Consider the following 24,645-nt stretch of genomic DNA (forward strand, 5'->3'; position numbering starts at 1 on the left):
GGGCGCCAGGGTATCCGCCGGGTTCCGTTCGCCGTCGGGTACAGGTCGTCGCGAGTTCACCCTGCGGTCAGCACCCGACGCTTGCATAGGCTGACCAGCCCGTCTGCCCGAGGAGAAGACCATGCGCGGAAGAACCATCATCGGTGCGGCCCTGGCGGCCGCCACCCTGTTCGCGGGGCTGGCCGCGCCGTCGTCGGCTGCACCAGCGCCCGCACCAGTGCCCGGCGCGGCGACCGCCGCACGGGCCTCCTCGCCCGGCGTCACCCTCGGTGAACCGCACGACGCGGCCCACGCCCACAACGACGACTACGAGCACGAGCGTCCGCTCTACGACGCGCTGGCGCACGGCTTCACCAGCGTCGAGGCCGACGTGTGGCTGGTCGACGGCGAGCTGCTCGTCGCGCACGATCTCGCGGACGTGGACCCGGACCGCACCCTGGAGAGCCTGTACCTGGACCCGCTGCAGGACCTGGTGCGCGGACGGGGCCGGGGCGTGTATCCCGGCTGGGACGGCAGCCTCCAGCTCCTGATCGACATCAAGTCCGACGGCGAGTCCACCTACGCCGCTATCCACGAGGAGCTCGCCGAGCACAAGCGCATCCTGGAGCGTTCGGTGCGCGGCCACGTGCGGCCCGGCCCGGTGACCGCGGTGATCAGCGGCAACCGGCCGCTGGAGACCATGCGGGCGCAGAAGGTGCGGTACGCGTTCTACGACGGGCGGTCGGCCGACCTGGGCTCGGGACTTCCGGCGAGCCTCGTGCCGCTGGTCAGCGACAACTGGACCAACCTCTTCACCTGGCGGGGCGAGGGACCGATGCCCGCCGCCGAGCGCCAGCGCCTGCACACGTTCGTGGACCAGGCGCACGACGCCGGGTACCGGGTCCGGTTCTGGGCCACACCCGACCAGCCGGGCGCGGCTCGCGAGGCCGTGTGGACCGAGCTGGCCGACGCCGGGGTGGACCACATCAACACCGACGACCTGGCGGGCCTGGACGAGTTCCTGACCGAGCGCGAGGACGATAGTCCATCGGTTTGATTTACACTTCCGGGACGCGCTGAGCGCACGATGCCTCACCGAGGAGGCGCGGACGACCGGAGGACGAGTGGCTGAGCCGATCAACCTGCAGGCGACCGCGACCGCGCAGGGCCGACCGCTTGACCACTTCTGGAGCACCGTGGTCGGCGCGGGGCGCGCGAACGAGGGCCTCCGCGCCGACTGGCAGCGCCATCTCGCCACCGTGCGCGAGGAGTGCGGGTTCGAGTACGTCCGCTTCCACGGCCTGCTGCACGACGACATGTTTGTCTACACCGAACGCGACGACGGCACGCCGGTCCTGAACTTCCAGTACGTCGACACGCTGTTCGACGCCCTGCTGGAGGCCGGGGTGCGCCCGTTCGTCGAGCTCGGCTTCAGCCCGCGGCCGCTGGCCCGCGAGACGGAGACCGTGTTCTGGTGGGGCGCGCACGGCGCCCCGCCGACGGACCTCGACCGGTGGTCCTGGCTCGTGCGCTCGCTGGTGGAGCACTGGGTGGAGCGGTACGGCCCGGCCGAGGTCCGCCAGTGGTACTTCGAGGTCTGGAACGAGGCCAACCTGCGGGGCTTCTTCCGCGGCACCCGCAGCGAGTACTTCGCGCTCTACGCCGCCTCCGCGCGTGCCGTGAAGGCGGTGGACCCCGCCCTGCGCGTGGGCGGGCCCGCCACGTCCAACTTTGTGCCGGACGCTCGCTTCGACGGCGATACCGAGGACTTCCAGGTGCACGAGGCGACGCTCGGCGCCGACCTCGACGCCCTCGACTGGAAGCCCGTGTGGCTCGATGCGTTCCTCGAGTACTGCGTGCGGGAGGAGCTGCCCGTCGACTTCGTCTCGACCCACCCGTACCCGACCGACTGGGCGCTCGACGAGCACGGCCAGGGGCAGCGGCTCACGCGTGAGGTCGACGCGACCCCGAAGGACCTCGCGCTGCTGCGTCGTCTGATCGACGCGAGCGCGTTCCCCGACGCGGAGATCCATCTGACGGAGTGGAACTCGTCGTCCTCGCCGCGCGACTTCACGCACGACACCGTCCCGGCCGCCGTCTACGTGGTCCGCTCGGTCCTGCACTCGATCGGCACCGTCGACTCGCTGGCCTACTGGACCTTCACCGACGTGTTCGAGGAGGGCGGTGCGGGCGAGGAGATGTTCCATGGTGGGTTCGGCATGCTGACGCTCCAGGGGGTGCCCAAGCCGACGTTCCACGCCTACCGCATGCTCAACGCGTTGGGTGGGACGCTGCTCGCGACCGGCGACGACGGCGTCGTGACGCGCGACGACGCGACCGGCCGCATCTCCGCGCTGATCTACCACTATCCGCACCAGGTGACACGCTCCGTGCCCGCGTCGTTCGACGACCGCACCGTCGCCGACACGACCGAGGCGGCCGGGTCGGTGCGCGACACCGAGATCACCATCGACGGGCTGACGCCGGGCGCGGTGGTCGAGCTGGAGACGCTCGACCCGTCGAACGCCAACCCCGTCGCCGCATGGCGCGCGATGGGTGCGCCGTCGTCGCCGACGCGCGAGCAGACGGCGGCGCTCGCCGCCGCCGCGCGTGCGACGCGCCGCGAGTCGCTGGTGGTGGCCGCGGACGGCGTGCTGCGCATCGAGCGGTCGCTCGCGCCCTGGTCCCTGATGCTCGTCCGTCAGGTCGCATGAGCACGCCGGCGACCGCCCGGCGGGGCACCAACCTCCCGCGCATGGGCGACTTCAACGAGTCGGTCATCCTCGACGCGGTCCGGCGTGCGCGTGACGGGCTGAGCCGTGTTGAGCTCGCCGGCGCGACGGGCCTGTCGGCGCAGACCGTATCGAACATCTGCCGCCGCCTGCTCGACGCCGGGCTCCTGGCCGAGACGGGCAAGAAGGGCGGGCGTGCGGGGAAGCCACGTACGGTCCTGCAGGTCGTGCCGGGCGGCCGGTTCGCACTCGGCGTCCACCTGGACCCGGCGGTCATCACGTACGTCGTCCTCGACCTCGCGGGCCAGGTTGTGCACAGCGTGCACCGGCCGACGCCCGCCGTCGTCGACCAGGAGTCGACGATCGCCGACATGAGCGACACCATCGAGGCCGTCATCACGGAGTCGGGCGCTGAGCGGGACCGGATCCTCGGCCTGGGCATCGCCGTCCCCGGGCCGGTGGACTTCGCTACCGGGTCCGTGGTCGACCCGCCGCAGCTGGCGGGCTGGGGCCGGGTGCCGTTGCGCGACCGGCTCGTCGCGGCCACCGGGCTGCCCGTGCTCATGGACAAGGACGTCATCGCCGCCGCGGTGGCCGAGCGCTGGGCGGGCGCCGCAACGCACTCGGGCAACTTCCTGTTCTTCTACCTGGGTACGGGGTCCGGGATGGGTGTCGTCGCGGACGACGTCGTGCTGCGTGGTGCCTCCGGGAACGCCGGGGAGGTGGGCGGCCTCGATGCCAACTGCACAACGCGCGCGCTCGTCGACGAGGCCGTGTCGGCGGGCGTCCTTGACGCCGCCCCGGTGCCGGGTCCGCAGGCCGTGGCCGAGCAGCTCGGCAGGCTGGTGGATCTCGCGACGGCGGGGGAGCGGGGCGCCCAGGTGATCATCGACGGGTGGGCGCGCCGGGTGGGTACGGGGGTCGCAGCCGCGGCGACGCTGCTCGACTCGGAGCTCGTGGTGTTCGGCGGACCTATCTGGCCCATGCTGTCGGAGCGCTTCCTGGCAGTGGTCGAGCCGATCATCGCCAGCTCGCCGTTCGTCGAGAAGATGCACGAGACCCGCGTGGTGAACACGCAGCTCGGGGAGGACGTCGGCGCCGTCGGCGCGGCGTGCCTCGTGCTCGACCAGACCCTCTCCCCGCAGCCGCACTCGCTCCTGATCGGCTGAGCGGGCGGCCGTCGGGCACATTCGCCAACCGCGAGCCGACATCGGTCGTCGCCGCCCGTTGACGCCGTACATCGAATTGATTTAGGTTCTCATTTCACCCGTATCACCCTCGACACCCGCTCGGCCGTACCCGGGGCAGACGACGACGTCTGCCCCCTCCTCGACGAACGGAACACCTCATGGCCATCTCCCGACGCTCTTTCCTCAGCCTGTCCGCGGCGGCCGCCGCAGCGGCGGCCGTGCCCTCGGCCGCATCCGCCCTGCCCGTGGCCCCGGACGCATTCGGAACGGCCGCCGTCACCGCGAGCCCGCCCGGCGACGTCGTCGGAAAGATCACCGCCGGCTACCAGGGCTGGTTCGCCTGCCGGGGCGACGGCGCCCCGATCAACGCCTGGTGGCACTGGGCCCGCCAGGCGGACCAGCCGCCGTCGATCACGAACAACACGATCAAGTCGTGGCCCGACACCCGCGAGTACGCGCGGACGTTCGGGACGAACTTTCCCGCGCTCGGTGACGGGCGCCTTGCGCACCTCTTCTCGTCGTACGACCAGCAGAGCGTCGACGTCCACTTCCGCTGGATGCAGGAGAACGGGATCCTCACGGCGGCGCTGCAGCGGTTCAACCCGTTCGGCGGTGAGGGCCCGACGCGCGACATCATGGCCGACCGGGTGCGCTCTGCGGCGGAGCGGACCGGCCGGAAGTACTACATCATGTACGACGTGAGCGACTGGCTCTCGATGCGGACGCAGATCACGCAGGACTGGGCGTCGAAGATGTCGGCCCACACCAGCTCGCCCGCGTACGCACGGCAGAACGGTATGCCCGTGGTGGGGATCTGGGGCTTCGGGTTCAACGACCCGCAGCGTCCGTTCACCCCGCAGGAGTGCCAGGAGGTCATCAACTGGTTCAAGGGCCAGGGCGTCTACCTCATGGGTGGTGTGCCCACGTGGTGGCGCACCCTGGGTGAGGACTCCCGGCAGGGCTTCGCGGACGTCTACCGCTCGTTCCACATGATCTCGCCGTGGCTCGTCGGCCGGATCAGCAACGTGGGCGGCGCCGACAACTTCTACAACGTCGCGACCGTTCCCGACCTGGCGGAGTGCAACCGCCTGGGGATCGACTACCAGCCCTGTGTGCTGCCGGGCGACCTGCAGGAGCGGCACCGCGCGCACGGCGACTTCATGTGGCGGCAGTTCTACAACCACGCGCGGGCGGGCGTGGCGAGCGCCTACATCTCGATGTTCGACGAGTACAACGAGGGCAACCAGATCGCCAAGACCGCCGCGACGTCGCGCGACGTGCCGGCGGGCTCGGGCATCTGGGCGCTCGACGAGGACGGGACGGCCTGCTCGTCGGACTACTACCTGCGCCTCACGAACGACGGCGGTCGCCTGCTGCGGGGAGAGATCCCGCTCACCTCGGTGCGGCCTACGTCCCCGGTCTAGGTAGCCGCGGGCAGTCGAGATCTGGTGGTCGCGTCGAGATCTGGTCGCGCACCACCAGATCTCGACGCAACCACCAGATCTCGACGCACGCGGACCGTCGTGTGTGCCGTCACTCCGGCCGAGCCGCGTTCGCCAGGAGGCGCGCGAGCTCGGCGGGCTGCGTGAACATGGGCCAGTGCCCCGATTCGATATCGACGAGGTCGACGTGCTTGGCCTGGGCGAGCTCGGGCACGTCGCCGGCGTCGATCCACTCCCGGGCCTGGGCGGGTGTGAACTCGGGGCACACGACCACCACGGGGACCTCGAACCGGCGCTCGTCGGTCAGCCGCACCGTGCCGCGGGCGACCCCCTCGGGCACCGGGATCGCCGCGGCCGCGATGGCGGCCCTGGTCGGCTCGTCCAGGTCGGCCGAGTCCGGCCCCACGAACGGCGCCCAGCCGGGGAACTGCATCACGCCGTCCGCCATCTCGAACAGGTCGGCGTAGAGCTTGCCGTCGCCCCAGGGAAAACCACCGATGAGGGCGACCCCGGCCACCTGCTCGGGGCGCGCGTCGGCGGCGATCCAGGCCAGCGCGCAGGCGGCGGAGTGGCCCACGACCAGGGGCTTTCCGGACGCCGCGTCCACGGCGGCCAGCACCGCGGCGATCTGGTCGTCCAGCGTGGCCGACGTCGAGCCGTCGCCCTGGCCCGGGAGCGTGATCGGCACGGGGTGATGGCCAAGAGCCTCGAGCTCCGGTACGACGTCGTCCCAGGCCGAAGCATCGAGCCAGAGGCCGCCGATGAGCAGGATGTCCATGGTTCTCTTCTCCTGTGGTGAGTGCGGTGCGAAGCCGATACCCCCACGCTAGGACCAGTTCCGGACGTTCCGCTTCCGGATCAGAATCAGGAGCTTCGATGAGTTTTTCGGGCGCCCCTCGTCCGTACTGACAGCAGCCTGACAACCACAACAAGGAGAACCCGCATGCGCACCATCGTCGCCACGCACTTCGTCTCGCTCGACGGCAAGGTCGACCCGACCGGCGGCGACCCCGCGCTGCACGACACCGCGTGGACCTATCTGACGGTCGACGCCCTGCCGGAGATGTACGAGCTCAAGAGCCGGGAGCAGGAGGAGGCCGGCGCGCTCCTCCTCGGCCGCGCCAGCTACCAGATGTTCGCGCCCGTCTGGCCGAAGATGGACGAGTTCGTTCGGTACAACACCCTGCCCAAGTACGTCGTCTCCACCACGCTCACCGAGGCCGACCTCGCCGACAACTGGGGCGAGACCACCATCCTGCGCTCCCTGGACGACGTCGCGAAGCTCAAGGAGACCGACGGCGCCGAGATCCAGGTGCACGGCAGCGTGTCGCTGACCCGGGCGCTCGCCGACGCCGGACTCGTCGACGCCTACCACCTGCTCGTCTTCCCGGTCCTCCTGGGCCAGGGCAAGCCGCTGTTCAGTGACGCCGACAAGGCCGCCCAGAAGCTCCGGCTGACCGAGCACGCGGCGTACAAGAACGGCGTTCAGAAGCAGGTCTTCGAGGTCGTGCGCTGACCCGGGGCCATAACCTTCAGGTGTGCCGTCCGAGACCAGTCCAACCGCCCGCGCGCTGCGCACCCTGGAGATCCTGCAGACGCGCCCCGGCACGACGGCGGACGAGCTCGCGCGACGCCTCGGCGTCACGGAGCGCGCCGCCCGGCGGTACGTCGAGATCCTGCGCGAGGCCGGGATCCCCGTCTCCTCGACCCGCGGCCCGCACGGCGGCTACCGCCTGGGGCGCGGCACCCGGCTCCCACCGGTGACCTTCACGCAGACCGAGGCGCTGGGCCTGGTCATGGCGGTGCTCGACGGGCACCCGGCCGCCGAACGCGACGACCTCGTCAGCACCGCCCTCGGGAAGGTCATCCGGGCGCTCCCGGAAGACGTCGGCCGGCAGGCCGCCCAGTTGCGCGAGCACGCGTCCGCCGCCCCCGATCGGCACGCCGCCCGCCCCGACACGACGGTCACGAGCGAGCTCGTCGCGGCAGTCGCCGCCCGACGGCGCGTGCTGGTCACCTACCGCGGCGAGTCCGGCAGCGAGTGGACGGCCGAGGTGGACCCATGGGCCGTCGTCGTGCGCTACGGGCGCTGGTACCTGCTGTGCCACTCGCACCGGGCTTCAGCCGTGCGCACCTACCGCGTCGACCGGGTCCTCACGGTCGAGCACACCGACATCGGATTCGAACCGCCCGCCGACCTCGACCCCGTCGCAGCCCTCGAGGAGCACCTGGGCACGGGCTGGCAGTTCACCACGCGGGTCGTCTTCGACGCCGCGCTCGCCGACGTCGCCCCCTGGATCGGGGCCCAGATGGGACGACTCGAAGCGTCGGGCGAGGGGTGCGTGCTGGTGGGTACCACCCGGAACCCGGCGATGTACGCGGGGGAGTGGCTGGCGAGCGTGCCGTTCCCGTTCCGCGTCGAGGAGGGCCCCGAGCTGCGGGCGGCGGTGGTGGCGCTCGCGAAGCGGTTCGCGGCGGCGGTGACCGAGCCCTGACGCGCGAGCCCTGACGCGTGCCTCAGCGCGCGTTGGCTTCGAGTACGGCGAGTGCAGTCGGCAGATCAGACAGGGCGGTCAGTGCGCGCTCCTGGCAGAGGTCGATAACGGCGTCGTACGCCTCCGAACCGTTCGCGTGCTCGCGGACGTGGTCGGCCAGGAGGAGGGCGTCGCGGTGGTCGCCGAGCACGGACTGGATCGAGTGGCCGGCGGAGCCGAGGTCCTTGGTCCGGCGGCCGAGGAGCTCGACGGGCGGGCGGGTGATCGCGTCGCAGGTGTGCCGCAGCCGACGCGCCGCTTTTCGCAGCTCGTGGGCGGCCTCGGGATCGTCGAGCCGGCGGGCGGCGTCGAGCGTGCGGTCGGCCTGACGGCGCACCACCCGGCGGGCCGCCTTCTTCGCCGGACGGGATGCCCGTTCGGTGAGCGGGGGAGCTGCGGCCCACTCGGCCAGCAGTCGGTCCAGGTCACGGCTCCGGTCCGACCGGGTCCAGCGGGCGGCGTCGGCGTGGGCCTGGGCATGCGTAGCCCGCAGCGGGTCGAGCAGGGCGGCGCGGGACGCGGCGTCGAGGCCGATCGCCTCGGCCGCTTCCGCGGCCTGCTCCGCACGCACCTCCAGGTCGCGCGCCCGCCCCAGCACGTCGCCCCACTCCTTGAGTCGGGACCGGAGCTCCGCGGCCGGTTCCTTGTCGACGTACTTGCGGAACGCGGCGAGGACGTTGCGCAGGCGCCGCACCGAGGTGCGCAGGCCGTGCACGGCGTCGGGCTCGTCGGCCAGCGCTGCCGGGACGCCGTCCTGGATCTGGCGCACCAGGTCTCCGACCGCGAGGGTCAGCAGCTGGCCCGCGGTCTCGGGACGGGGCGTGGCGGTGGCGATCAGATCAGGCTATCGCGCACGAGGAGCGGCGCCGAGGCTTGCCCGGTGCGACCAATTGGTATGTAATATATTGCATGCCCATCCCCGAGAGTATGCCGGCGATCGATCGTCGTCTCCTGCGCGACGACGTCTACGGCCGCCTGCGTGACGCCATCGTCGACGGCAGTCTCGCGCCGGGGGAGCAGCTGCGCGACGGCGACCTCGCAGCCTGGCTAGGTGTCAGCCGTACGCCCGTCCGCGAGGCGCTGCTCCGCCTGGCCGAGGCCGGCCTGGTCGTGGCCCGGCCGGGCAGCTCGACGACGGTGAGCTCCCTGGACCTGCGCGACGTGCGCGGCGCGCGCGACGTGGTCGCGGCGATGCACCAGGTGGCCGTGCGGGAGGCGGTGCGGAGCCTCACCGAGGACGACCTCGAAGCCATGCGCGAGGCCGGCCGTCAGTTCCGTTCGGCGATCGAGCGGGGCGACGTCGAGGCGGCGTTGCGCGCCGACGACGCGCTGCACGGTGTGCCCGTGACCGTGGCGGCGAACCGGGCGCTCGCCGCGGTGCTCGACCAGTTCACCCCGGTGCTGCGCCGCGCCGAACGCCTGCGGTTCTCCTCCTTGGGCGGGCGCGCGTCGTTCACCCGGCACGACGACCTGATCCGGCTGTGCGCCGCCGGGGACGCGGACCAGGCGTCCGCGGTTGCCTTCGACACCTGGTACACCCTGCCCACCGACCAGCCCACCGACGAGGAGTAACGATGGCTCTGTCCGACTTCCCCCGCCACCAGCTGACGTTCGGGCCCAGCCCGGTCCACCCGCTGCCGCGGCTGAGCGCGCACCTCGGGCGCGCGTCGGTCTGGGCCAAGCGGGAGGACTGCAGCTCGGGCCTCGCCTACGGCGGCAACAAGACCCGCAAGCTGGAGTACATCGTCCCGGACGCCCTGGCGCAGGGCGCGGACACGCTCGTGTCGATCGGCGGGTACCAGTCCAACCACACGCGTCAGGTCGCCGCGGTGGCCGCGTCACTGGGTCTCAAGGCGGTGCTGGTGCAGGAGAACTGGGTCGACTGGCCCGACCCCCTCGCCGACCGCGTCGGCAACATCATGCTGAGCCGGATCATGGGTGCGGAGGTCCGGCTCGACCCGGCCGGCTTCGGGATCGGGTTCAAGGACTCCTGGTCCCGGGCGATCGACGACGTGAAAGAGCGCGGCGGAACGCCCTACCCGATCCCGGCGGGGGCCTCCGACCACCGGCTCGGCGGCCTCGGGTTCGCGCGCTGGGCATACGAGGTCCAGGAGCAGGAGCGCGAGCTGGGCGTCTTCTTCGACACCATCGTGGTCTGTGCCGTCACGGGCTCGACCCACGCGGGCATGATCGCCGGGTTCGCCGCGCTCGAAGAGGCCGGTGGTCGACGGCGCCGGGTGATCGGGATCGACGCCAGCGCGAAGCTGGCGGACACCCGCGACCAGGTCGCCCGGATCGCACGCGCCACGGCGGAGCTCATCGGCGTCGAACGGCCGCTGCGCGACGACGAGATCACCGTGCTACCCGGCTGGGCCGGGGACCGGTACGGGATCCCGGTCGAGTCCACCCTCGACGCGATCCGGCTCACCGGCGAGCTAGAGGGCGTCATCATCGACCCCGTCTACGAGGGCAAGTCGATGGCCGGGCTGATCAACCTCGTCACAAGCGGCGACATCCCCGCGGGCTCCACCGTCCTGTACGCCCACCTGGGCGGTCAGCCGGCCCTGAACGCCTACAGCGGCCTGTTCACGCACACCCGCTAGGAGGTTAGGCCTGGGGCGGGAGGGCGGCGATCATCGGGTCGTCCTTGTTGATGACGCCGATCTTCGCGGCGCCGCCCGGTGAGCCCAGGTCGTCGAAGAACTCCACGTTCGCACGGTAGTAGTCCTTCCACTCCTCCGGGACGTCGTCCTCGTAGTAGATGGCCTCCACCGGGCACACCGGCTCGCACGCACCACAGTCCACACACTCGTCCGGGTGGATGTAGAGGGAGCGGCTGCCCTCGTAGATGCAGTCCACGGGACACTCCTCGATGCATCCCCGGTCCTTGACGTCGACGCACGGCTCGGCGATCACATAGGTCATGGCTGGAGGCTACGACCTCAAGTCATGTTGAGATCAAGCCTCAGGGGACTATCGAGTCCACGTAGCCGCCGTCGACGCGCACGGCCGCTCCCGTTGTCGCCGAGGCGAGCGGCGAGCTGAGGTACGCGACCAGGTTCGCGATCTCCTCCGGCTCGATCAGCCGCTGGATCAGCGACTGCGGGCGGTGCAGCTTCATGAACTCGCGCTGTGCCTCGTCCCAGGGCAGCGCCGGGTCGACGAGCTCGTAGACGAACTTCTCGACACCGCCGGTGTGGGTCGGACCGGCGATGACGGAGTTGACCGTCACGCCGGTGCCCGCGGCCTCCTTCGCAAAACCGCGTGATACCCCGAGCAGCGCGGTCTTCGAGACGCCGTAGTGAATCATCTCGGCGGGGATCACGATGGCGGAGTCGCTCGCGATGTTGAGCACGCGGCCCCAGCCGCGCGCCGTCATACCCGGCAGGGTGGAGCGGATGAGGCGGACGGCGGTCAGTACGTTGACCTCGAAGTACCGCCGCCATTCGTCGTCGTCGATCTCGAGCGGCGGCACGGCGCCGAAGATGCCCAGGTTGTTGACCAGGATGTCGACGTCGCCGGTGGCGCCGAGCACCTCTTCGGTGCCCGCGGCGTTGGTGACGTCGCCGGCCGCTGCGACCAGCTCGCGGTCGGCGGACTCCGTGCGGAGCTCGTCGATCGTCGTCGCGACCCCTTCGGCGCGCCGCCCGTTGACGGCCACCCGGGCGCCCGCGTCGGCGAGCGTCGCGGCGATCGCTCGGCCGATGCCCTGGGTCGATCCGGTCACCAGCGCGGTCTTGCCGGTCAGGTCGATGCGCATAACGTCCCCCATTGCTGTCTCAGGTGTGGCTGTCTCGCACTCGCGAAAAGTGCACCGGCTCCACCGTAGGCGACGGTGCTGCCTGCCCTATTTCTCCTCGGTGCGGGTCCAACGCTCCCAGAGCCACAGGATGAAGACGATCAGTAGAAAAGCGGGAATCCCCGCGATGCCGAGCCTGGCGAGCCAGCTCGTCAGCTCGGCGCCGATGCCTGGCCTTGCGCCGTCGGCGGTCGCGGGCCCGTCGCTGCCGGCACTCTCGTCCCCACCTGAGCTGTCTCCGTTCCCGCTGGTTCCTTCCCCGTTCGGGCTGTCCCCGTCGGTGCCGTCGCCGGTGCTCTCGCCGTCTCCGCTGGTGTTGTCTCCGCTGGTGCCGGACTGGTTGTCTCCCTGGCCGGCGTCTGCGGGGTCGGTTCCAGATTGTGTGTCTGATCCGGTGCTCTCCTCGGAGGTGCTGTCCGGGAGATCGAGCCAGTCGAGCCAGGGCGCCACCGTATCGCCGAAGGCGGTGCCGGAGCCCGGCACGTCGGCGGTGCCCGAGTCCTCGCCGGTGCCGCCGTCTGCGCTCGCGCCGCCCGCGTTCTCGCTATCTCCGCTCGTGCCGGACTGGCTGTCTCCCTGACCGCCGTCTGCGGAGTCGGTTCCGGACGGTGTGTCTGATCCGGTGCCCTCCTCGGAGGTGCTGCCCGGGAGATCGAGCCAGTCGAGCCAGGGCGCCACCGCATCGCCGAAGTCGGAGCCCGGGTCGTCGGCCGTGCCGGACTCATCGCCGGTGCCGTCGTTGTTCCCGCCCTCGCCGGGTGTGCCGTCGCCTGGATCCCCGGCCCCGCTGCTCGCTCCGCCGTCGGCACCGCCGCCGTCCGTGTCGCCGCTTCCCGCGTCACCGGTCCCCGCGCCGCCAGTGCCGCCCGCACCTTCGCCGCCGTCCGCACTGCCGCCCTCACCTGCACCGCCGTCCGCACTGCCGCCCTCACCTGCACCGCCGTCGTCGCCCGCATCGGCACCGCCTCCACCAGCGCCGCCTCCGGCGGCGTCACCGCCCGCGCCAGCATCGTCCGCACCACCGCCTTCCGCGCCACCGCCCGCACCGGCACCGCCACCACCCGCACCACCACCACCCGCACCACCGCCACCACCGGCGCCTTCACCCGCACCCGGGTTCGCGCCGGACTCGGCGGCAGGGGGTTCGGCGGCCTGGTTCGCGACCAGCGCCGCTGCGCCGCCCCCGAGGGCGAGCGCGGCGACGACGCCCGCCGCGATGGCGGCCTCCTTCTTCCCGAAGGGCGGTTTCGGCGCACCCGCCGCGCCTGCACCCGCCGCGCCTGCGCCGGCCCCGGCGGCACCGGCCGCGATCCCAGCACCCAGTGCCCCCGTGGCGATGGCTCCGGCGATGAAGGTCTGGCCGTAATCGCGCAGCATCCACGACACCTCCCGCACGTCGAGGAACGCGCGAGTGCATTCGGCGCAGCCGTCCATGTGCGCCTCCACCTTGGCTCGGCGGCGGGGGAGGAGCCGGTCTTTGAGGTAGTCGTGCATGGCGGCGCGGGTGGTGCGGCATTCGGGTTCGTTGACTTCGCGGGCGTGGGCGGCGGCGAAGGCGCCGGCGAGGCGTTCTTCGGCGCGGCGTAGGCGCATGGTGACGGCGTGGGGGCGGACGCCGAGGTTGGTGGCGATGTCGGTGACGGCGCGGTCGTGGACGTGGCGGTCCAGGAGGATTTCGCGGTCTTCGGGGCCGAGGTCGGATAGTGCGGTGCGGAGCATGGCGACGTCGGCTTGGCGTTCGGCGTCGAGTTCTGCTCCGGCGACGGGGGGTGTGAGTCCGGCGAGGGTGTCGTCTTCGACGGGGTGGGCTCGGCCGGCTTCGCGGGTCATGCTGATGGCTTCGTTGAGGGCTGCGCGGCGCCAGTAGGGTGCGGGGTCGTCGATGGTGGTGCCGGTGGCGACCAGGCGGACCATTTTTTCCAGGGCGCGGCTGGTGGCTTCTTCGGCGTCGATGCCGGGTACGCGGGCTGCGACGGAGCGCATGACGTTGGCGCGGTGCACGACCCAGTCGTCGATCCGCAGGTCACCAGTCGCAGTCATGCCGGTTTGCCCCCTCCCGGTCGGCGATAATTCCACCGTGGTCCGAGGGCCGCGCGACGAAGCGCAGGATGTGCGCTGACGCACGATTGGTCGGCTATCGGCTATCGGCTATCGGCTATCGGCCGCCGCAGCGATCCCCGGCGGCAGCGCCGGGGCCGCGGTACTCAGCGGGCGTCGGTCAAGCTGACCGGCGTCGCAGCGCGAGGCCCCGGACGTACGCGGCCTGGCCGGCGTGCTGCATGTCGTCGTTGACGACGCTGATCAGCCGCACACCGAGTGTGACCGGCGGGTTCCACGACTCGTCGACGATGCCAGCGAGGTCGTCGTCGGACAGGCGGGCCAGGTACCGCACCGTCTGGTCGTGCACGGCGTCGTGGTACCCCGTGAGCAGGTCGGCGGACGCCACGCGGACGGCGGCGACGTCGTCTGCGTCATGCCCGTAGCCCGTGTCCTCCGCCGGGAAGGGCAGGCCGAACCTGCGGTCCCAGCCGTCGTCGGACCAGACCTGGCTGGTGCCCGCGGCGTCGGCGATGTGGTCGTCCTGGACCCGGGTCAGGTGCCAGAGGAGCCACGCGATCGAGTTCGCGCCGTCGTCGACCCGGAATTCGAGCTCGTCCACGGTCAACCCCGTGACCGAGCCGTGCACCGCCTTCTGGATCCGGCCGAACGCGTCCACCAGCAGATCCGTAGCACGCATGAGTCGTCCCTTCGAGGCTCGACGTCCCGTCTGGTTGCCACGATGCCACAAGCGGGAGACGGGCTAACGCTCCCGGGGCTGGACCAGGCCGTTCTCGTACGCCGCGATGACAAGCTGCGCCCGATCGTGGGCGTTCAGCTTGGTCATGATGCGGTTGACGTGGGTCTTGGCCGTGTGCGGCGAGATGGCCAGCAGCTCGGCGATGTCGCCGTTGGACCGGCCCGTGCCCACGAGCGCGAGCACCTCGGACTCCCGTTCGGTCAGGTCGTCCAGCTCGCGCGGCGGCTCGCTGGTGTACAGCCGGGACGAGTGCACGTACCGGTCGATCAGGGCGCGGGTCGCGGTGGGGGACAGGAGCGCGTCGCCCCGGTGGACCGCTCGGATCGCGGCGGCGATCTCCTCGCGCTCCGCTCCCTTGCCGATGAACCCGCTCGCGCCCGCGCGCAGGGCATTGACGATGTACTCGTCCTCCTCGAAGGTCGTCAGCACCAGGACCCGCACGGCGGACAGGTCCGCGTCCGCGCAGATCTCGTGGGTCGCGGCGATGCCGTCCATGCCGGGCATCCGGATGTCCATCAGGACGAGGTCGGGACGGCGTTCGCGCGCCAGCGCTACGGCCTGGTGCCCGTCGGCCGCCTCCCCGGCGATGGTGAGGTCGCCGCTGTGCGTGATGAGGTCGGAGATCGCCGAACGGATGAGCGCCTGGTCGTCCGCGATGAGGACCGAGATCATGAACGTTCTCCAGCAAAGGTCGGGCCGGGTGCGGGCGGGTCGACGTCGGGCTGCCGCGGGTCGGTCGGCAGGTCGACGGCGAGCTCCCAGGCGCTCAGCCCGGTCCGCCCGTGGCTGAGCGTGCCCCGCACCGACTCGACGCGCTCACGCGCCCCGACGAGGCCGTGCCCGGCTCCAGCCCCGGCGCCGTCCGCCGTCGGGCCGGGATGGGCGGGAGGCACGGGATTGCTCACCGTGATGTGCAGGCTGCCCGGCAGGTACTCGACGACGACGTGCGCACGGTGCTCGGTGCCGTGCTTGTGGGCGTTCGTGAGGGCCTCCTGGATGACACGCACCGCGACGACGTCGACGGCCGCGGGCAGCTCGCGGGCGTCGCCGATCCGGCGCACCGTCACGTCCAGGCCGTGCCCGCGGAACTCCCGCAGGATGTCGTCGAGCTGGGCCAGGCGGACCGGCCCGGTGCCCGACGAGCCCGGGTCACGCAGCGTGGCCAGCAGGTCCCCGATCTGCGCGAGCACGGTCCTGGAGGCGCCGCGGATGACGGCCAGCGAGTGCTCGGCGTCGTCCGGCCGGTCGCGCAGCGCGGAGGTCGCGACCCCGGCATGCAGGTTGATGACGGCGATCTGGTGCGCGACGGCGTCGTGCAGGTCGCGGGCGATCCCGAGCCGGTCCTCCGCGACCCGCTGGTGGGCGAGGGCCTCCCGGGTCGCCTCCGCGCGCTCGGCGCGTTCGGTGATGGCCAGGAACTGCTCACGCTGCACCCGGACCAGGTCGCCCAGCGCACCGAAGAGCAGGATGAGGAGCAGGAACTGGATGGCGCCGCGGCCGACGGCGACCAGCCCCGCGGCGCTCAGGAGGGTGGCGGCCGCCAGGACCACCCATACGGCCAGCCGGCGGGTCAGCAGGCGGCTCGCGGTGAACACGGCGATCGCGGCCGCCAGCACGATCCCGGGGTTGAACAGCCCGAGCGGAACGCTCAGCCAGACCACGCCGACCAGCGCCGCGAGCGTCGGGACCGGTAGCCGGCGGCGCAGCAGGAGCAGGGCGGCTGCGACAACCGCGATGGCGACGACGTCGCCTCGCCAATCTGGGGCCGTGTCCTCGGTGATCGGGACCGGGGCGGCGCTCACCACGAAGAACGACGCGATGACGTGGCCGACCCACGCGGGAGCCCGGCGCAGAGGGCCGAACCGCATCTCTTCGCGCTGTGGCATGAATTCCCCCTGTCCGTCGTTGGCGCTGCGCCAAGCATCTCGCACGCGCTACCCCCGCGCGTCCGGCACCGGCGGTATCCCGATGTACTACCAGCGCGGTACCCAAGAGTCATCGCTGGGACGACTCGCTCGGGCACCAAGTGGAAGAGGGTTGATCACGTCAACATCTTCGGCAACACGAGAGAGGCGGCCGACGTGGCTTCCCCATTGCTCTCCGTCAGCAACCTGCACAAGACCTACGGGTCCGGCTCGAGCGCCTTCGAGGCGCTCAAGGGCCTGGACCTGGACATCGCCGAGGGCGAGTCCATCGCGATCATCGGCAAGAGCGGCTCGGGCAAGTCGACCCTGATGCACCTGCTCGCCCTGCTCGACCGGCCGACGTCGGGGACCATCACCCTGGACGGGACCGACACGTCGCGCCTCTCGGCCAAGCAGCTCAACCACACGCGCAACAGCGCCTTCGGGTTCGTCTTCCAGCAGTTCTTCCTCAACGCGCAGGCCAGCGTCCTGGACAACGTGACGCTCCCGCTGAAGATCGCCGGGGTCTCGCGCCGCGAGCGCCACGCCCGCGGGATGGCGGCCCTCGCCCAGCTCGAGCTCGACGACAAGGCGGGCAACAAGGCCAACGACCTGTCCGGCGGGCAGAAGCAGCGTGTGGTCATCGCGCGGGCGCTGATCAACCAGCCGCGCGTGATCTTCGCCGACGAGCCGACCGGAAACCTGGACACGGCCACGGGGGCGGTCGTGGAGGACATCCTCTTCGACCTCAACCGGCGCCAGGGCATCAACCTGGTCGTCGTCACGCACGACGAGGACCTCGCGTCCCGGTGCGACCGCAGCATCTACATCCGCGACGGCCTGATCGCCGCGCCGGCGGGGGTGGCGGCATGAAGACCCTCGACATCGTCACCACCGCCTTCCGCAATGCCTTCCGGTCCAAGCTGCGCACCAGCCTGACCGTGCTGGCCATCTTCATCGGTGCCTTCACGCTGTCCCTGACCAACGGCCTGGGCACTGGCATCAACCAGTACATCGACGACACGGTCGCCACTGTCGGCGTCGACGACGTCATGACCGTGACCAAGACGAGCGAGACCGCGCCCACCGACGGCGGCCCCGCCGAGTACGACCCCAACCAGATCGAGGCCGACGGCCCGCCCGGGACGACGGCGACGGCCCTGACCGATGACGACATCGACACGATCGCGGGCATCGACGGCGTCGAGAGCATCGAGCCGGTCAAGAACATCACCACCGACTACGTCCAGTACGACGACGGGGACCGCTACCAGCTCACGATCTCCCAGTTCGTCCCCGGGATGCAGTCCGAGCTCGCCGCCGGCCAGCAGGTCGACCTCGACGCCGCTGACCCCGAGCTTGTGCTGCCCGAGAGCTATCTCGAACCGCTGGAGCTCGGCTCCGCAGCCGACGCCGTGGGGCAGACGGTAGTGCTGGCCGTCACCGACGCCACCGGAACACAGGTGACTACCGACGCGACCATCGTCGGTGTCGCCGAGCCCGGCGTGATCGGCATGGGCGGCGCGATCCCGAACGACACCCTCACCGAGACGCTCTACGACCTGCAGACCACGGGGGCACCCGAGGCGGAGTCCACGCGCTACGCGCAGGCGTCGGTGACGTTCGACGCCACAGCAGGCGAGGAGGCGACCCAGGCCCTGAGCGACCGGCTGGAGGACGCCGGCTTCACCGCCAGCACGCTGGAGGACCAGCTCGGTACCCTCACCGCGGTCATCGACGGCATCGTGCTGGTCCTGAACGGTTTCGCGGTGATCGCGCTGATCGCGGCCGGCATCGGGATAGTCAACACGCTCTTCATGGCAGTCCAGGAACGTACGCGTGAGGTCGGGCTCATGAAGGCGATGGGGCTGTCCAGCGGCCGCGTCTTCTCCCTGTTCAGCATCGAGGCGGTGGTCATCGGCCTGGTGGGCAGCGCCCTGGGCGTGCTTGGTGCGATCGGCGTCGGGCAGCTGGTCAGCGGGTTCGCCGGGGATCTTCTGGCGGACCTCCCGGGACTGACGCTCATCGCCTTCGACCCGGTCACGATCGCCACGGTAGTGCTGGGTGTCATGGCCATCGCCTTCCTCGCCGGCACGCTGCCCGCGCTACGTGCGGCCCGCCAAGACCCGATCTCGTCGCTCCGTTACGAGTGAAGCGAGGCGGATCACTCGTGCCCGGCCCGCGGGGAGCAAATATCACCCGTCGCGTCGCGGGTCCGGACCTCCCGGGGGACTATGTCCCGGTGGCGATAGCGACAGTTCAGCAGCGTGGGGCAAAGGCCCCGGAAGCGGACGCCGGGATAGCCGGGGTGGACATCGGTGGCACGGGTTCGCGCCTGCGGGTCACCATCGGGCTGGGCGGCAGGTCGTACGAGGTCGAGGGGCCGCCGGCCACCATCGTCGACGGTCGCTCGAACGTGCCCGACGTCGTGCGGGACCTCTGTCGAGGCTTCGCTGCCCAGTTCGGGGGCCGCCCCCGGGTGGCGGCAGCCGCCGTCGGGCTGCGCGGGTTCCGGTCGATGACGCACGCCGGGACGCTTGACGCGAACTGCGTGCACGACATCCTGTCGGAGGAGCTGCGCACCACCTCGACCGCCGTCTCCAGCGACGCCGTCACCGCTCACCTGGGCGCCCTCGGCCCGGGGCCGGGCGCCACGCTCGCCGTGGGTACCGGCGCGGTGGCGGTCGCGTGCGACGACGTCGGCAGGTGGCACCTCGCCGACGGCATGGGCCCGCACGTGGGCGACAACGGCGGCGGCGCCTGGATCGGGCGGCGCGGCCTGGATGCCGCGGCGCGGTCGATGGACGGGCGGCAGATGGGTGCTTCCCCAGGCCTGGTCCGGGCCGCCGAGCAGCACTTCGGCCGGCGGGAGCGGTGGACGGCGGTCGACGAGGTGTCGCTGTTCGCCGGGTTCGCGCCGAGGGTCATCGAGGCCGCGGGCTACGGCGACGTCGCGTGCCGCGAGATCCTCGAGGAGGCGGCCCGATCCCTGGCGGACGGGCTGTGCGCGGTGCTGAGCCACCCCGGCGTGGCGCCGGTGGCGGTCACCACGGGCAAGATCCTGCTGCACGCGCCGATGTTCCGGTCGATGGTGATCCGGCACGTCCTGGAGAAGCGCGACGACGTGCGGGTGCAGCCGAGCGCCGGGCTGCCGCTCGACGGCGCGCTGGCGCTGGCCAGGATGCTGGTCGCGTACCCGCACGTGGTCGAGGAGCACGTCCCCCTGCTGGCGGTGCGGGTCGGGGTGGCACCCCGGCCGGACGATTCCATCACCCTGCCGAGGGTGGTCTTCCCGGTGGTGCGGGCGATGGAGGCCAAGAGCGAGCCCAGGTCGTGGGCCATCGAGGTCCGGGCCGACCAGGAGTGGGGCGCCGAGCAGGTCCCGGAGGAGCGCCAGGCACCGGAGGCCACGGTCGACACGGTGGTGCCGCTGACGGGTGAGCGCCTGGTGGTCGGCCGGGGGTCGCGCAGCCGCGGGGTGGTGCCCGACATCGTCTGCGACGACACGGGCGTCTCGCGCCGGCACTGCGAGTTCGCCTGGGTGGAGGGCGGCTGGAGCGTCATCGACCTCGGGTCCGCCAACGGCACCTTTGTCGCCGCCCGCGGCGACGCCATGCCCACCACGCCCTTGCGCCCGGGGGAGCGCCGCTGGTTGTCCGACGGCGACCGGGTCTACGTGGGCGGTTGGACCTGCCTTACGGCGCGCGAGGTGACCGCTAGCGTGCGGCCGACCTAGGATCTTCCTGTTCCTAGGTCGGAGGCTGGCGTTCAGAAACGATCGACTGACGTGGGCAACTACCGGCTAGTCGCGGGAGCGAGTGCAGCGAGCAAAGCTCCATGAGCCTCGAGACACTGTCGTGCAAGGTCGGCGATCTCCTGACCGCGTTCGGTCGTAACGAACCGACGTTTGACCCGGGTAAAGAGCATGGCGGCCGCTTTGGACTCGATGGCTCCTACGTGCTTGCTCACAGTACTGTCCGCGACCAGCAGTTCCTTCGCGGCTTCGCGCATGGAACCGAGCCGGGCGACGGCGTCGAACGAACGAATCTCCTCGATGGTAGGCAACGCACTTCCCCTGATTCTCGGCGTCGATATTCAGCGACACCATCACTGATCGGGTGTAGACATACGTCAGATCAAGAGAGGGCGAGGTTTGCCGCTTGATACATCCTCGGCTGAGTTTCCACGATTCGTAGGACAAAGTGCAGGTCTGTAGACGGCCGTGACGGAGCCGCATAGCGTGATGTCGGCTCAGCAAGGCATGTTCTGGTCTCCAACGAAGGAGCAATCGTGCGCTTTGCAAGACGATCCCGCGCTATCGCGGGAGTGATCTCTCTCATGACGGTCGCCGCGGCGACTGCATCTACATCGGTGGCTGCGACGGGTTCGGTGGCGGCCACCGTAACGGTCACCGAGGACACGGCGATCTCCGGCTCGGTGACGCGTTCGGGCAAGCCGGTGGCCGGAGCCGACGTGCTCGTAGTCGCGTGGCCCGAGTCGAAGGTGCTCGAGGCGCTGCCTGACGACACCGAAGTACCGATGTACACCGTCGCGAACATCAAGACTGATATCGAAGGCAACTACGCGGTTCCGCTCGACGTATCAGCACTTCCTCCGGACCTAGTAAGCGACGGGGGGCAAGTCGACGTCGACGTCATGGTGGCTGACGCGACCTCCCAGATGCAACGGTCCGTGTCGTTGGCCTCGGCTTCCAGCCTGTCGGGGGGCCGCTGGATCGCGGCGATGGACACCGAAGCAGTCACTTCCGGCGATGACGTCGAGGGCGTGTCTATGACCTTCGACCTCGACACGGGAGCGGTGACGGACAGCACCATGCCGTGGACCGAGCAAGTGGACGATCAGGGTGTCGAGCTTACGGAAGCTGCCGCGGCTGAGGCTCTTCGTTCCGAGGTCACGGCCAGGGTGTCGATCGACACGTGGCTTGCTAACCGGGTGTCGGAAGCATCCGTCGTTCCGCTCGACGAGTGCGTCGCCGTTGGGACAGGGACGTACCAGAGCAACCGCAGGGAGAACTTCGTCATCGCGCGAGGTGTAACGAATGCCAAGGTGACTGTCGACCAGAACTCCAACTCGACGCACACGGTCGGGGTCGCGTATAAGACCAGCACTGTATGGAAGGCTGGCGGCACCCAGACCAAGACCTGGTCGAACTCCGCGCAGCAGAGTGGGATCGCTGGCACGAGAATGTACTACGACCACGTGAGGTATCGCTTCTACGACAACCCGTGCGGTGTGGGCTACACGGACTTCTGGCGACCGAACAACGGCCAGGAGCTGCTCGCTGGCTATGTGGTGGTCGATGCGCTGAACTACAACAACTGCAGGGCGCACGGCAATGGGTACTCGTACACGAAGGAAGAGGGCAAGAACACCACCTACTCGACGGGTATGGACCTGGAGCAGGTCAACGTTTCAGCACAGTCGGGTTGGGGTTCTGCGACCCAGTTACGGTGGAGCTGGACGGGGCAGGCGAAGCTCTGCTGGAGCAGCGCCGACGCTGGCCCTGAAGGGTCGGCACGTGTTATTACGAAGCCGTGATGGGACACGACCGAACTTGGCGGTGGGCAGCGCTGCTCGTGGCGCTGTCCGCCGCCGTGTCAGGATGTGCGGCCTTTGGACCGAGCGCGCAGGTGCGGCCAGGGGCTGAGGACGCGTCGAGAGTCCAGACGGGGGTCGTCGATGTAGCGCCCGGGGAGCACAACTCCATCGGCACGATGACGCTGTGCGTCGAAGGCGGCGAGATGGGGGAGATCACGGCAGTCACGACCCCGCCGGAATCCGGCGTCGAGATCGTGGCCTACGCCGTGGCCAACGAGCCCAGCGACATTGGAGGTTTCCGGGAGACGCTCGAAGACCTGGGCGCGGACACGACGATCCACACGGTCGAGCGGGAGTGTCGCAGGGAGGGAGAAACAGGCATCCACGTTGCCACCCTGCTGATCGAGGTGGTCGCCCAGGACGACAGGTCGGCGCGAGCCGACCACTTGACTGTCCACTGGGAAGCCGAGGGGAACAGCGGTGAGTTCGACGTCCAGTGGGCGATCATGCTCTGCGCCGCCGTCGACCAGGAGGAAACGGACTTCTGCCAGCAGGCTCTAGACGACAGGCGCGCTGCCGAATGACGCCGAATTCAGGTTGGTGCTTGTCAATGCTTCCCGCCGATCTCGTCGATGTCGAGGGGGCGGCCGGGCAGCGGCGTGTGCGCCGTGGCCCGCAGCCCGTCCAGGCCCAGGGCCAGCATCCGGGCGTGCGCGGCGTCGGGCAGCGCGCCGGAGGATGACCGCAGGCCGCTGATCACGAGGGTGATCAGCATGACCATGTCGGCGGTGCTGACGTCCGCGCGGAGCGTCCCCGCCTCCTGCCCGTCGCGGACCAGGTCGTCGAGCGTGGACACGAGCTGCTCGCCGGTGGCGACGCCCTGCGGGTCGTGCCGGATGACCACCGGGTCACCCTGCGACAGGATCGTCAGCCGCAGGGTGAACCACAGCTCCGGCAGGGTCTCCAGGACCTTGAGGAACGACTCCCACCCCTGCCCGCCCTCGGCGCGTGCCTTCTGCGCGTGCGCGACCAGGACGGCGAGGCTGTCGCGCGCGACCTCCTGGATCAGCGCCTCGCGGTCGGGAAAACGCCGGTAGAGGGTCCCGACGCCGACGCCGGCCTGGCGGGCGATCTCCTCCATGGGGGCGTCCGGCCCGCGCTCCGCGAACAGCACCTTGGCCGCCGCGACGATCTGGTCGCGGTTGCGGCGCGCGTCGGCCCGAAGCGTCTGCGGCTCGGCCATCGTTTCACGCACCTCTTTGTCGGGGACTTGCTTGTCGGGACTTGCGCCACTATCTCATTCGCGGAACAAGTGGACGGTTTTCTTCCGCATTTGTTATCGTCCAGGCAAGCGGAAGGAATCCTTCCGGATGTGCCGACCAGGGGAGCCTGACCCGTGACCGCAGAACCGCTCGCCGCACTTCCCACCGCCCGGACCTGCCCGTACGCCCCCCGCGAGGAGCACGTGCGGCTCCAGGAGCAGGATCCCGTCAGCAGGGCCACGCTCCCCTCCGGGAGTGACGCGTGGGTGGTGACCCGGCACGCGGACGTCCGCACTGTGCTCTCGGACCCGCGCTTCAGCTCCGACTCGTCCCGCCCGGGGTACCCCCGGCTCGGCGTCCGGGACGAGGCCGGCGACGAGACCGCCGGCGAGGCCGGCGGAGGGATCGAGCAGGTCTTTCCTCGGCTGATGATCTCCCTGGACGCGCCGGAGCACGGGATCGCCCGCCGCGCCGTCCTCAGCGAGTTCACGCACCGGAGGCTGGCCGGCCTCAAGCCCCGCATCCAGGAGATCGTGGACGAGCACATCGACGCGATGCTGGCCGGCCCGCGACCCGTCGACCTGGTGCAGGCGCTTGCCCTGCCGGTCCCGTCGCTGGTGATCTCCGAGCTGCTCGGGGTGCCGTACGCGGATCACGCCTTCTTCCAGGAGCGGTCCTCGCTGATCCTGAAGCGGGGCGCGCGTCCGGAGGAGACCCAGCAGGCCATGCTGGAGCTCGCTGGATATCTCGACTCCCTGCTGCAGGCCAAGGAGCAGGAGCCCACCGACGACCTGCTGGGCCGCCAGATCCTGCGCCAGCGCGAGGCGACCGGCACCGTCGATCGCGCGGACCTCGTCGGGCTGTCGTTCCTCCTGCTGACCGCCGGGCACGAGACCACGGCGAACATGATCACGCTGGGCACCCTCAAGCTGACCGAGGACCCGGCGGCACACGAGGCGATCCGGCAGGACCCGGACAAGACCCCGCCCGCCGTCGAGGAGATGCTGCGCTACTTCACCATCGCCGAGCAGGTGCTCGCCCGGGCCGCCACCGACGACGTCGAGCTCGGCGGCAAGCTCATCAAGGCGGGCGACGGCGTGCTGACCCTCTCCCACGTCGGCAACCGCGACCCGGAGGTGTTCGAGGACCCGGACGTGTTCGACGTCGAGCGCGGCGCCCGCAACCACCTCGCGTTCGGCTACGGCGCCCACCAGTGCCTCGGCCAGAACCTGGCCCGGCTGGAGCTCCAGGTCGTCTTCGACACGCTGCTGCGCCGTATCCCCGGCATCCGCCCGGCGGTGCCGGTCGAGGAGCTGCCGTTCAAGGAGGACTCGCTCGTCTACGGCATCCACGAGTTCCCGGTCACCTGGTAGGCGGCCTGTTCGACCGGTCCTGCCCGACGGCGAACAGTCCCGGCCGGCGGCCGGCCCCGCGTATTCACCTCGAC

24 protein-coding genes are annotated in these 24,645 nt (G+C 70.7%); 14 read left to right on the forward strand and 10 right to left on the reverse strand.

Annotated features, from left to right (window positions below; translation table 11 throughout):
* Window positions 1-121: 121 nt before the first annotated feature.
* The 4 genes from AB1046_RS02620 (at window position 122) to AB1046_RS02635 (ending at window position 5,325) form a co-directional block, all read left to right on the forward strand.
* Window positions 122-1,036 (forward strand): phosphatidylinositol-specific phospholipase C/glycerophosphodiester phosphodiesterase family protein, encoded by a 915-nt coding sequence (locus AB1046_RS02620; RefSeq protein WP_369372243.1) that lies wholly within the window; start codon window positions 122-124, stop codon window positions 1,034-1,036.
* A gap of 67 nt (window positions 1,037-1,103) precedes the next feature.
* Window positions 1,104-2,693, forward strand: coding sequence for a beta-xylosidase (locus tag AB1046_RS02625; protein WP_369372244.1), 1,590 nt, complete (start codon window positions 1,104-1,106; stop codon window positions 2,691-2,693).
* Complete coding sequence (locus tag AB1046_RS02630) at window positions 2,690-3,880, forward strand: ROK family protein (RefSeq protein ID WP_369372245.1); 1,191 nt, start codon at window positions 2,690-2,692, stop codon at window positions 3,878-3,880. Before AB1046_RS02625 ends, AB1046_RS02630 begins: the two co-directional genes overlap by 4 nt.
* Window positions 3,881-4,059: 179 nt before the next feature.
* On the forward strand, window positions 4,060-5,325 hold the full coding sequence (locus tag AB1046_RS02635; protein WP_369372246.1) for a glycoside hydrolase family 71/99-like protein: 1,266 nt from the start codon (window positions 4,060-4,062) through the stop codon (window positions 5,323-5,325).
* 109 nt (window positions 5,326-5,434) lie between these two features.
* Here the strand turns inward: AB1046_RS02635 and AB1046_RS02640 are convergent, their stop codons facing one another.
* Window positions 5,435-6,121, reverse strand: coding sequence for an alpha/beta fold hydrolase (locus AB1046_RS02640; protein WP_369372247.1), 687 nt, complete (start codon window positions 6,119-6,121; stop codon window positions 5,435-5,437).
* A 165-nt stretch (window positions 6,122-6,286) separates the two neighbouring features.
* On the opposite strand from AB1046_RS02640, the gene AB1046_RS02645 reads away from it, so the two are divergent.
* Together AB1046_RS02645 and AB1046_RS02650 are read left to right on the forward strand one after the other, a co-directional pair.
* Window positions 6,287-6,859, forward strand: coding sequence for a dihydrofolate reductase family protein (locus AB1046_RS02645; protein WP_369372248.1), 573 nt, complete (start codon window positions 6,287-6,289; stop codon window positions 6,857-6,859).
* A 22-nt stretch (window positions 6,860-6,881) separates the two neighbouring features.
* Window positions 6,882-7,838 carry a helix-turn-helix transcriptional regulator gene (locus AB1046_RS02650; protein WP_369372249.1) on the forward strand — a complete coding sequence of 319 codons (957 nt, stop codon included), beginning with the start codon at window positions 6,882-6,884 and terminating at the stop codon, window positions 7,836-7,838.
* Window positions 7,839-7,860: 22 nt separating this feature from the next.
* Here AB1046_RS02650 and AB1046_RS02655 read toward each other — a convergent pair whose 3' ends face one another.
* Window positions 7,861-8,646, reverse strand: a complete 786-nt coding sequence (locus AB1046_RS02655) for a CHAD domain-containing protein (RefSeq protein WP_369372250.1) — start codon at window positions 8,644-8,646, stop codon at window positions 7,861-7,863.
* 140 nt (window positions 8,647-8,786) lie between these two features.
* Between AB1046_RS02655 and AB1046_RS02660 the strand changes: the two genes are divergently transcribed.
* Entirely contained in the window at window positions 8,787-9,449 is a 663-nt protein-coding gene (locus tag AB1046_RS02660; RefSeq protein ID WP_369372251.1) for a GntR family transcriptional regulator, read from the forward strand.
* 2 nt (window positions 9,450-9,451) lie between these two features.
* Window positions 9,452-10,480, forward strand: coding sequence for a 1-aminocyclopropane-1-carboxylate deaminase (locus AB1046_RS02665; RefSeq protein WP_369372252.1), 1,029 nt, complete (start codon window positions 9,452-9,454; stop codon window positions 10,478-10,480).
* Window positions 10,481-10,484: 4 nt separating this feature from the next.
* Here the strand turns inward: AB1046_RS02665 and fdxA are convergent, their stop codons facing one another.
* The 6 genes from fdxA to AB1046_RS02695 form a co-directional block, all read right to left on the reverse strand.
* On the reverse strand, window positions 10,485-10,802 hold the full coding sequence (gene fdxA / locus AB1046_RS02670) for a ferredoxin (protein ID WP_369372253.1): 318 nt from the start codon (window positions 10,800-10,802) through the stop codon (window positions 10,485-10,487).
* 40 nt (window positions 10,803-10,842) lie between these two features.
* Window positions 10,843-11,637 (reverse strand): SDR family NAD(P)-dependent oxidoreductase, encoded by a 795-nt coding sequence (locus tag AB1046_RS02675; protein WP_369372254.1) that lies wholly within the window; start codon window positions 11,635-11,637, stop codon window positions 10,843-10,845.
* 87 nt (window positions 11,638-11,724) lie between these two features.
* Complete coding sequence (locus AB1046_RS02680) at window positions 11,725-13,716, reverse strand: zf-HC2 domain-containing protein (protein WP_369372255.1); 1,992 nt, start codon at window positions 13,714-13,716, stop codon at window positions 11,725-11,727.
* A 178-nt stretch (window positions 13,717-13,894) separates the two neighbouring features.
* The gene (locus AB1046_RS02685; RefSeq protein WP_369372256.1) at window positions 13,895-14,413 is read right to left on the reverse strand and encodes a DinB family protein; all 519 of its coding nucleotides are present in this window, start codon (window positions 14,411-14,413) and stop codon (window positions 13,895-13,897) included.
* A gap of 63 nt (window positions 14,414-14,476) precedes the next feature.
* On the reverse strand, window positions 14,477-15,145 hold the full coding sequence (locus AB1046_RS02690; protein WP_369372257.1) for a response regulator: 669 nt from the start codon (window positions 15,143-15,145) through the stop codon (window positions 14,477-14,479).
* Window positions 15,142-16,359 (reverse strand): sensor histidine kinase, encoded by a 1,218-nt coding sequence (locus tag AB1046_RS02695; RefSeq protein WP_369372258.1) that lies wholly within the window; start codon window positions 16,357-16,359, stop codon window positions 15,142-15,144. Before AB1046_RS02695 ends, AB1046_RS02690 begins: the two co-directional genes overlap by 4 nt.
* Window positions 16,360-16,554: 195 nt before the next feature.
* On the opposite strand from AB1046_RS02695, the gene AB1046_RS02700 reads away from it, so the two are divergent.
* The 3 genes from AB1046_RS02700 (at window position 16,555) to AB1046_RS02710 (ending at window position 20,113) form a co-directional block, all read left to right on the forward strand.
* Entirely contained in the window at window positions 16,555-17,250 is a 696-nt protein-coding gene (locus AB1046_RS02700; RefSeq protein ID WP_369372259.1) for an ABC transporter ATP-binding protein, read from the forward strand.
* Complete coding sequence (locus AB1046_RS02705) at window positions 17,247-18,530, forward strand: ABC transporter permease (RefSeq protein ID WP_369372260.1); 1,284 nt, start codon at window positions 17,247-17,249, stop codon at window positions 18,528-18,530. The genes AB1046_RS02700 and AB1046_RS02705 overlap by 4 nt, the downstream gene beginning before the upstream one ends.
* Before the next feature lie 89 nt (window positions 18,531-18,619).
* Window positions 18,620-20,113, forward strand: coding sequence for a BadF/BadG/BcrA/BcrD ATPase family protein (locus AB1046_RS02710; RefSeq protein ID WP_369372261.1), 1,494 nt, complete (start codon window positions 18,620-18,622; stop codon window positions 20,111-20,113).
* A gap of 59 nt (window positions 20,114-20,172) precedes the next feature.
* On the opposite strand, the gene AB1046_RS02715 is transcribed toward AB1046_RS02710, so the two are convergent.
* The gene (locus AB1046_RS02715) at window positions 20,173-20,442 is read right to left on the reverse strand and encodes a LysR family transcriptional regulator (RefSeq protein ID WP_369372262.1); all 270 of its coding nucleotides are present in this window, start codon (window positions 20,440-20,442) and stop codon (window positions 20,173-20,175) included.
* Window positions 20,443-20,715: 273 nt separating this feature from the next.
* On the opposite strand from AB1046_RS02715, the gene AB1046_RS02720 reads away from it, so the two are divergent.
* The gene (locus AB1046_RS02720; protein WP_369372263.1) at window positions 20,716-21,936 is read left to right on the forward strand and encodes a hypothetical protein; all 1,221 of its coding nucleotides are present in this window, start codon (window positions 20,716-20,718) and stop codon (window positions 21,934-21,936) included.
* Window positions 21,936-22,520 carry a hypothetical protein gene (locus tag AB1046_RS02725; RefSeq protein ID WP_369372264.1) on the forward strand — a complete coding sequence of 195 codons (585 nt, stop codon included), beginning with the start codon at window positions 21,936-21,938 and terminating at the stop codon, window positions 22,518-22,520. Before AB1046_RS02720 ends, AB1046_RS02725 begins: the two co-directional genes overlap by 1 nt.
* A 23-nt stretch (window positions 22,521-22,543) precedes the next feature.
* Here AB1046_RS02725 and AB1046_RS02730 read toward each other — a convergent pair whose 3' ends face one another.
* Window positions 22,544-23,179, reverse strand: a complete 636-nt coding sequence (locus AB1046_RS02730) for a TetR/AcrR family transcriptional regulator (RefSeq protein ID WP_369372265.1) — start codon at window positions 23,177-23,179, stop codon at window positions 22,544-22,546.
* A gap of 153 nt (window positions 23,180-23,332) precedes the next feature.
* On the opposite strand from AB1046_RS02730, the gene AB1046_RS02735 reads away from it, so the two are divergent.
* Window positions 23,333-24,571, forward strand: a complete 1,239-nt coding sequence (locus AB1046_RS02735; protein ID WP_369372266.1) for a cytochrome P450 — start codon at window positions 23,333-23,335, stop codon at window positions 24,569-24,571.
* The last annotated feature ends 74 nt before the right edge of the window (window positions 24,572-24,645 follow it).

Origin of the sequence: Promicromonospora sp. Populi (genome assembly GCF_041081105.1) — a bacterium.
Taxonomy (GTDB): Bacteria; Actinomycetota; Actinomycetes; order Actinomycetales; family Cellulomonadaceae; genus Promicromonospora.

Excerpts from the sequence above, each read along its gene's own strand:
- AB1046_RS02645 (WP_369372248.1), top strand. The coding sequence starts at position 6,287 with ATGCGCACCATCGTCGCCACGCACTTCGTCTCGCTCGACGGCAAGGTC.
- AB1046_RS02680 (WP_369372255.1), bottom strand. The coding sequence starts at position 13,716 with ATGACTGCGACTGGTGACCTGCGGATCGACGACTGGGTCGTGCACCGC.
- AB1046_RS02695 (WP_369372258.1), bottom strand. The coding sequence starts at position 16,359 with ATGCCACAGCGCGAAGAGATGCGGTTCGGCCCTCTGCGCCGGGCTCCC.
- fdxA (WP_369372253.1), bottom strand. The coding sequence starts at position 10,802 with ATGACCTATGTGATCGCCGAGCCGTGCGTCGACGTCAAGGACCGGGGA.
- AB1046_RS02635 (WP_369372246.1), top strand. The coding sequence starts at position 4,060 with ATGGCCATCTCCCGACGCTCTTTCCTCAGCCTGTCCGCGGCGGCCGCC.
- AB1046_RS02725 (WP_369372264.1), top strand. The coding sequence starts at position 21,936 with ATGGGACACGACCGAACTTGGCGGTGGGCAGCGCTGCTCGTGGCGCTG.
- AB1046_RS02620 (WP_369372243.1), top strand. The coding sequence starts at position 122 with ATGCGCGGAAGAACCATCATCGGTGCGGCCCTGGCGGCCGCCACCCTG.
- AB1046_RS02690 (WP_369372257.1), bottom strand. The coding sequence starts at position 15,145 with ATGATCTCGGTCCTCATCGCGGACGACCAGGCGCTCATCCGTTCGGCG.
- AB1046_RS02640 (WP_369372247.1), bottom strand. The coding sequence starts at position 6,121 with ATGGACATCCTGCTCATCGGCGGCCTCTGGCTCGATGCTTCGGCCTGG.
- AB1046_RS02675 (WP_369372254.1), bottom strand. The coding sequence starts at position 11,637 with ATGCGCATCGACCTGACCGGCAAGACCGCGCTGGTGACCGGATCGACC.
- AB1046_RS02630 (WP_369372245.1), top strand. The coding sequence starts at position 2,690 with ATGAGCACGCCGGCGACCGCCCGGCGGGGCACCAACCTCCCGCGCATG.
- AB1046_RS02705 (WP_369372260.1), top strand. The coding sequence starts at position 17,247 with ATGAAGACCCTCGACATCGTCACCACCGCCTTCCGCAATGCCTTCCGG.
- AB1046_RS02685 (WP_369372256.1), bottom strand. The coding sequence starts at position 14,413 with ATGCGTGCTACGGATCTGCTGGTGGACGCGTTCGGCCGGATCCAGAAG.
- AB1046_RS02720 (WP_369372263.1), top strand. The coding sequence starts at position 20,716 with ATGACGGTCGCCGCGGCGACTGCATCTACATCGGTGGCTGCGACGGGT.
- AB1046_RS02730 (WP_369372265.1), bottom strand. The coding sequence starts at position 23,179 with ATGGCCGAGCCGCAGACGCTTCGGGCCGACGCGCGCCGCAACCGCGAC.
- AB1046_RS02665 (WP_369372252.1), top strand. The coding sequence starts at position 9,452 with ATGGCTCTGTCCGACTTCCCCCGCCACCAGCTGACGTTCGGGCCCAGC.
- AB1046_RS02660 (WP_369372251.1), top strand. The coding sequence starts at position 8,787 with ATGCCCATCCCCGAGAGTATGCCGGCGATCGATCGTCGTCTCCTGCGC.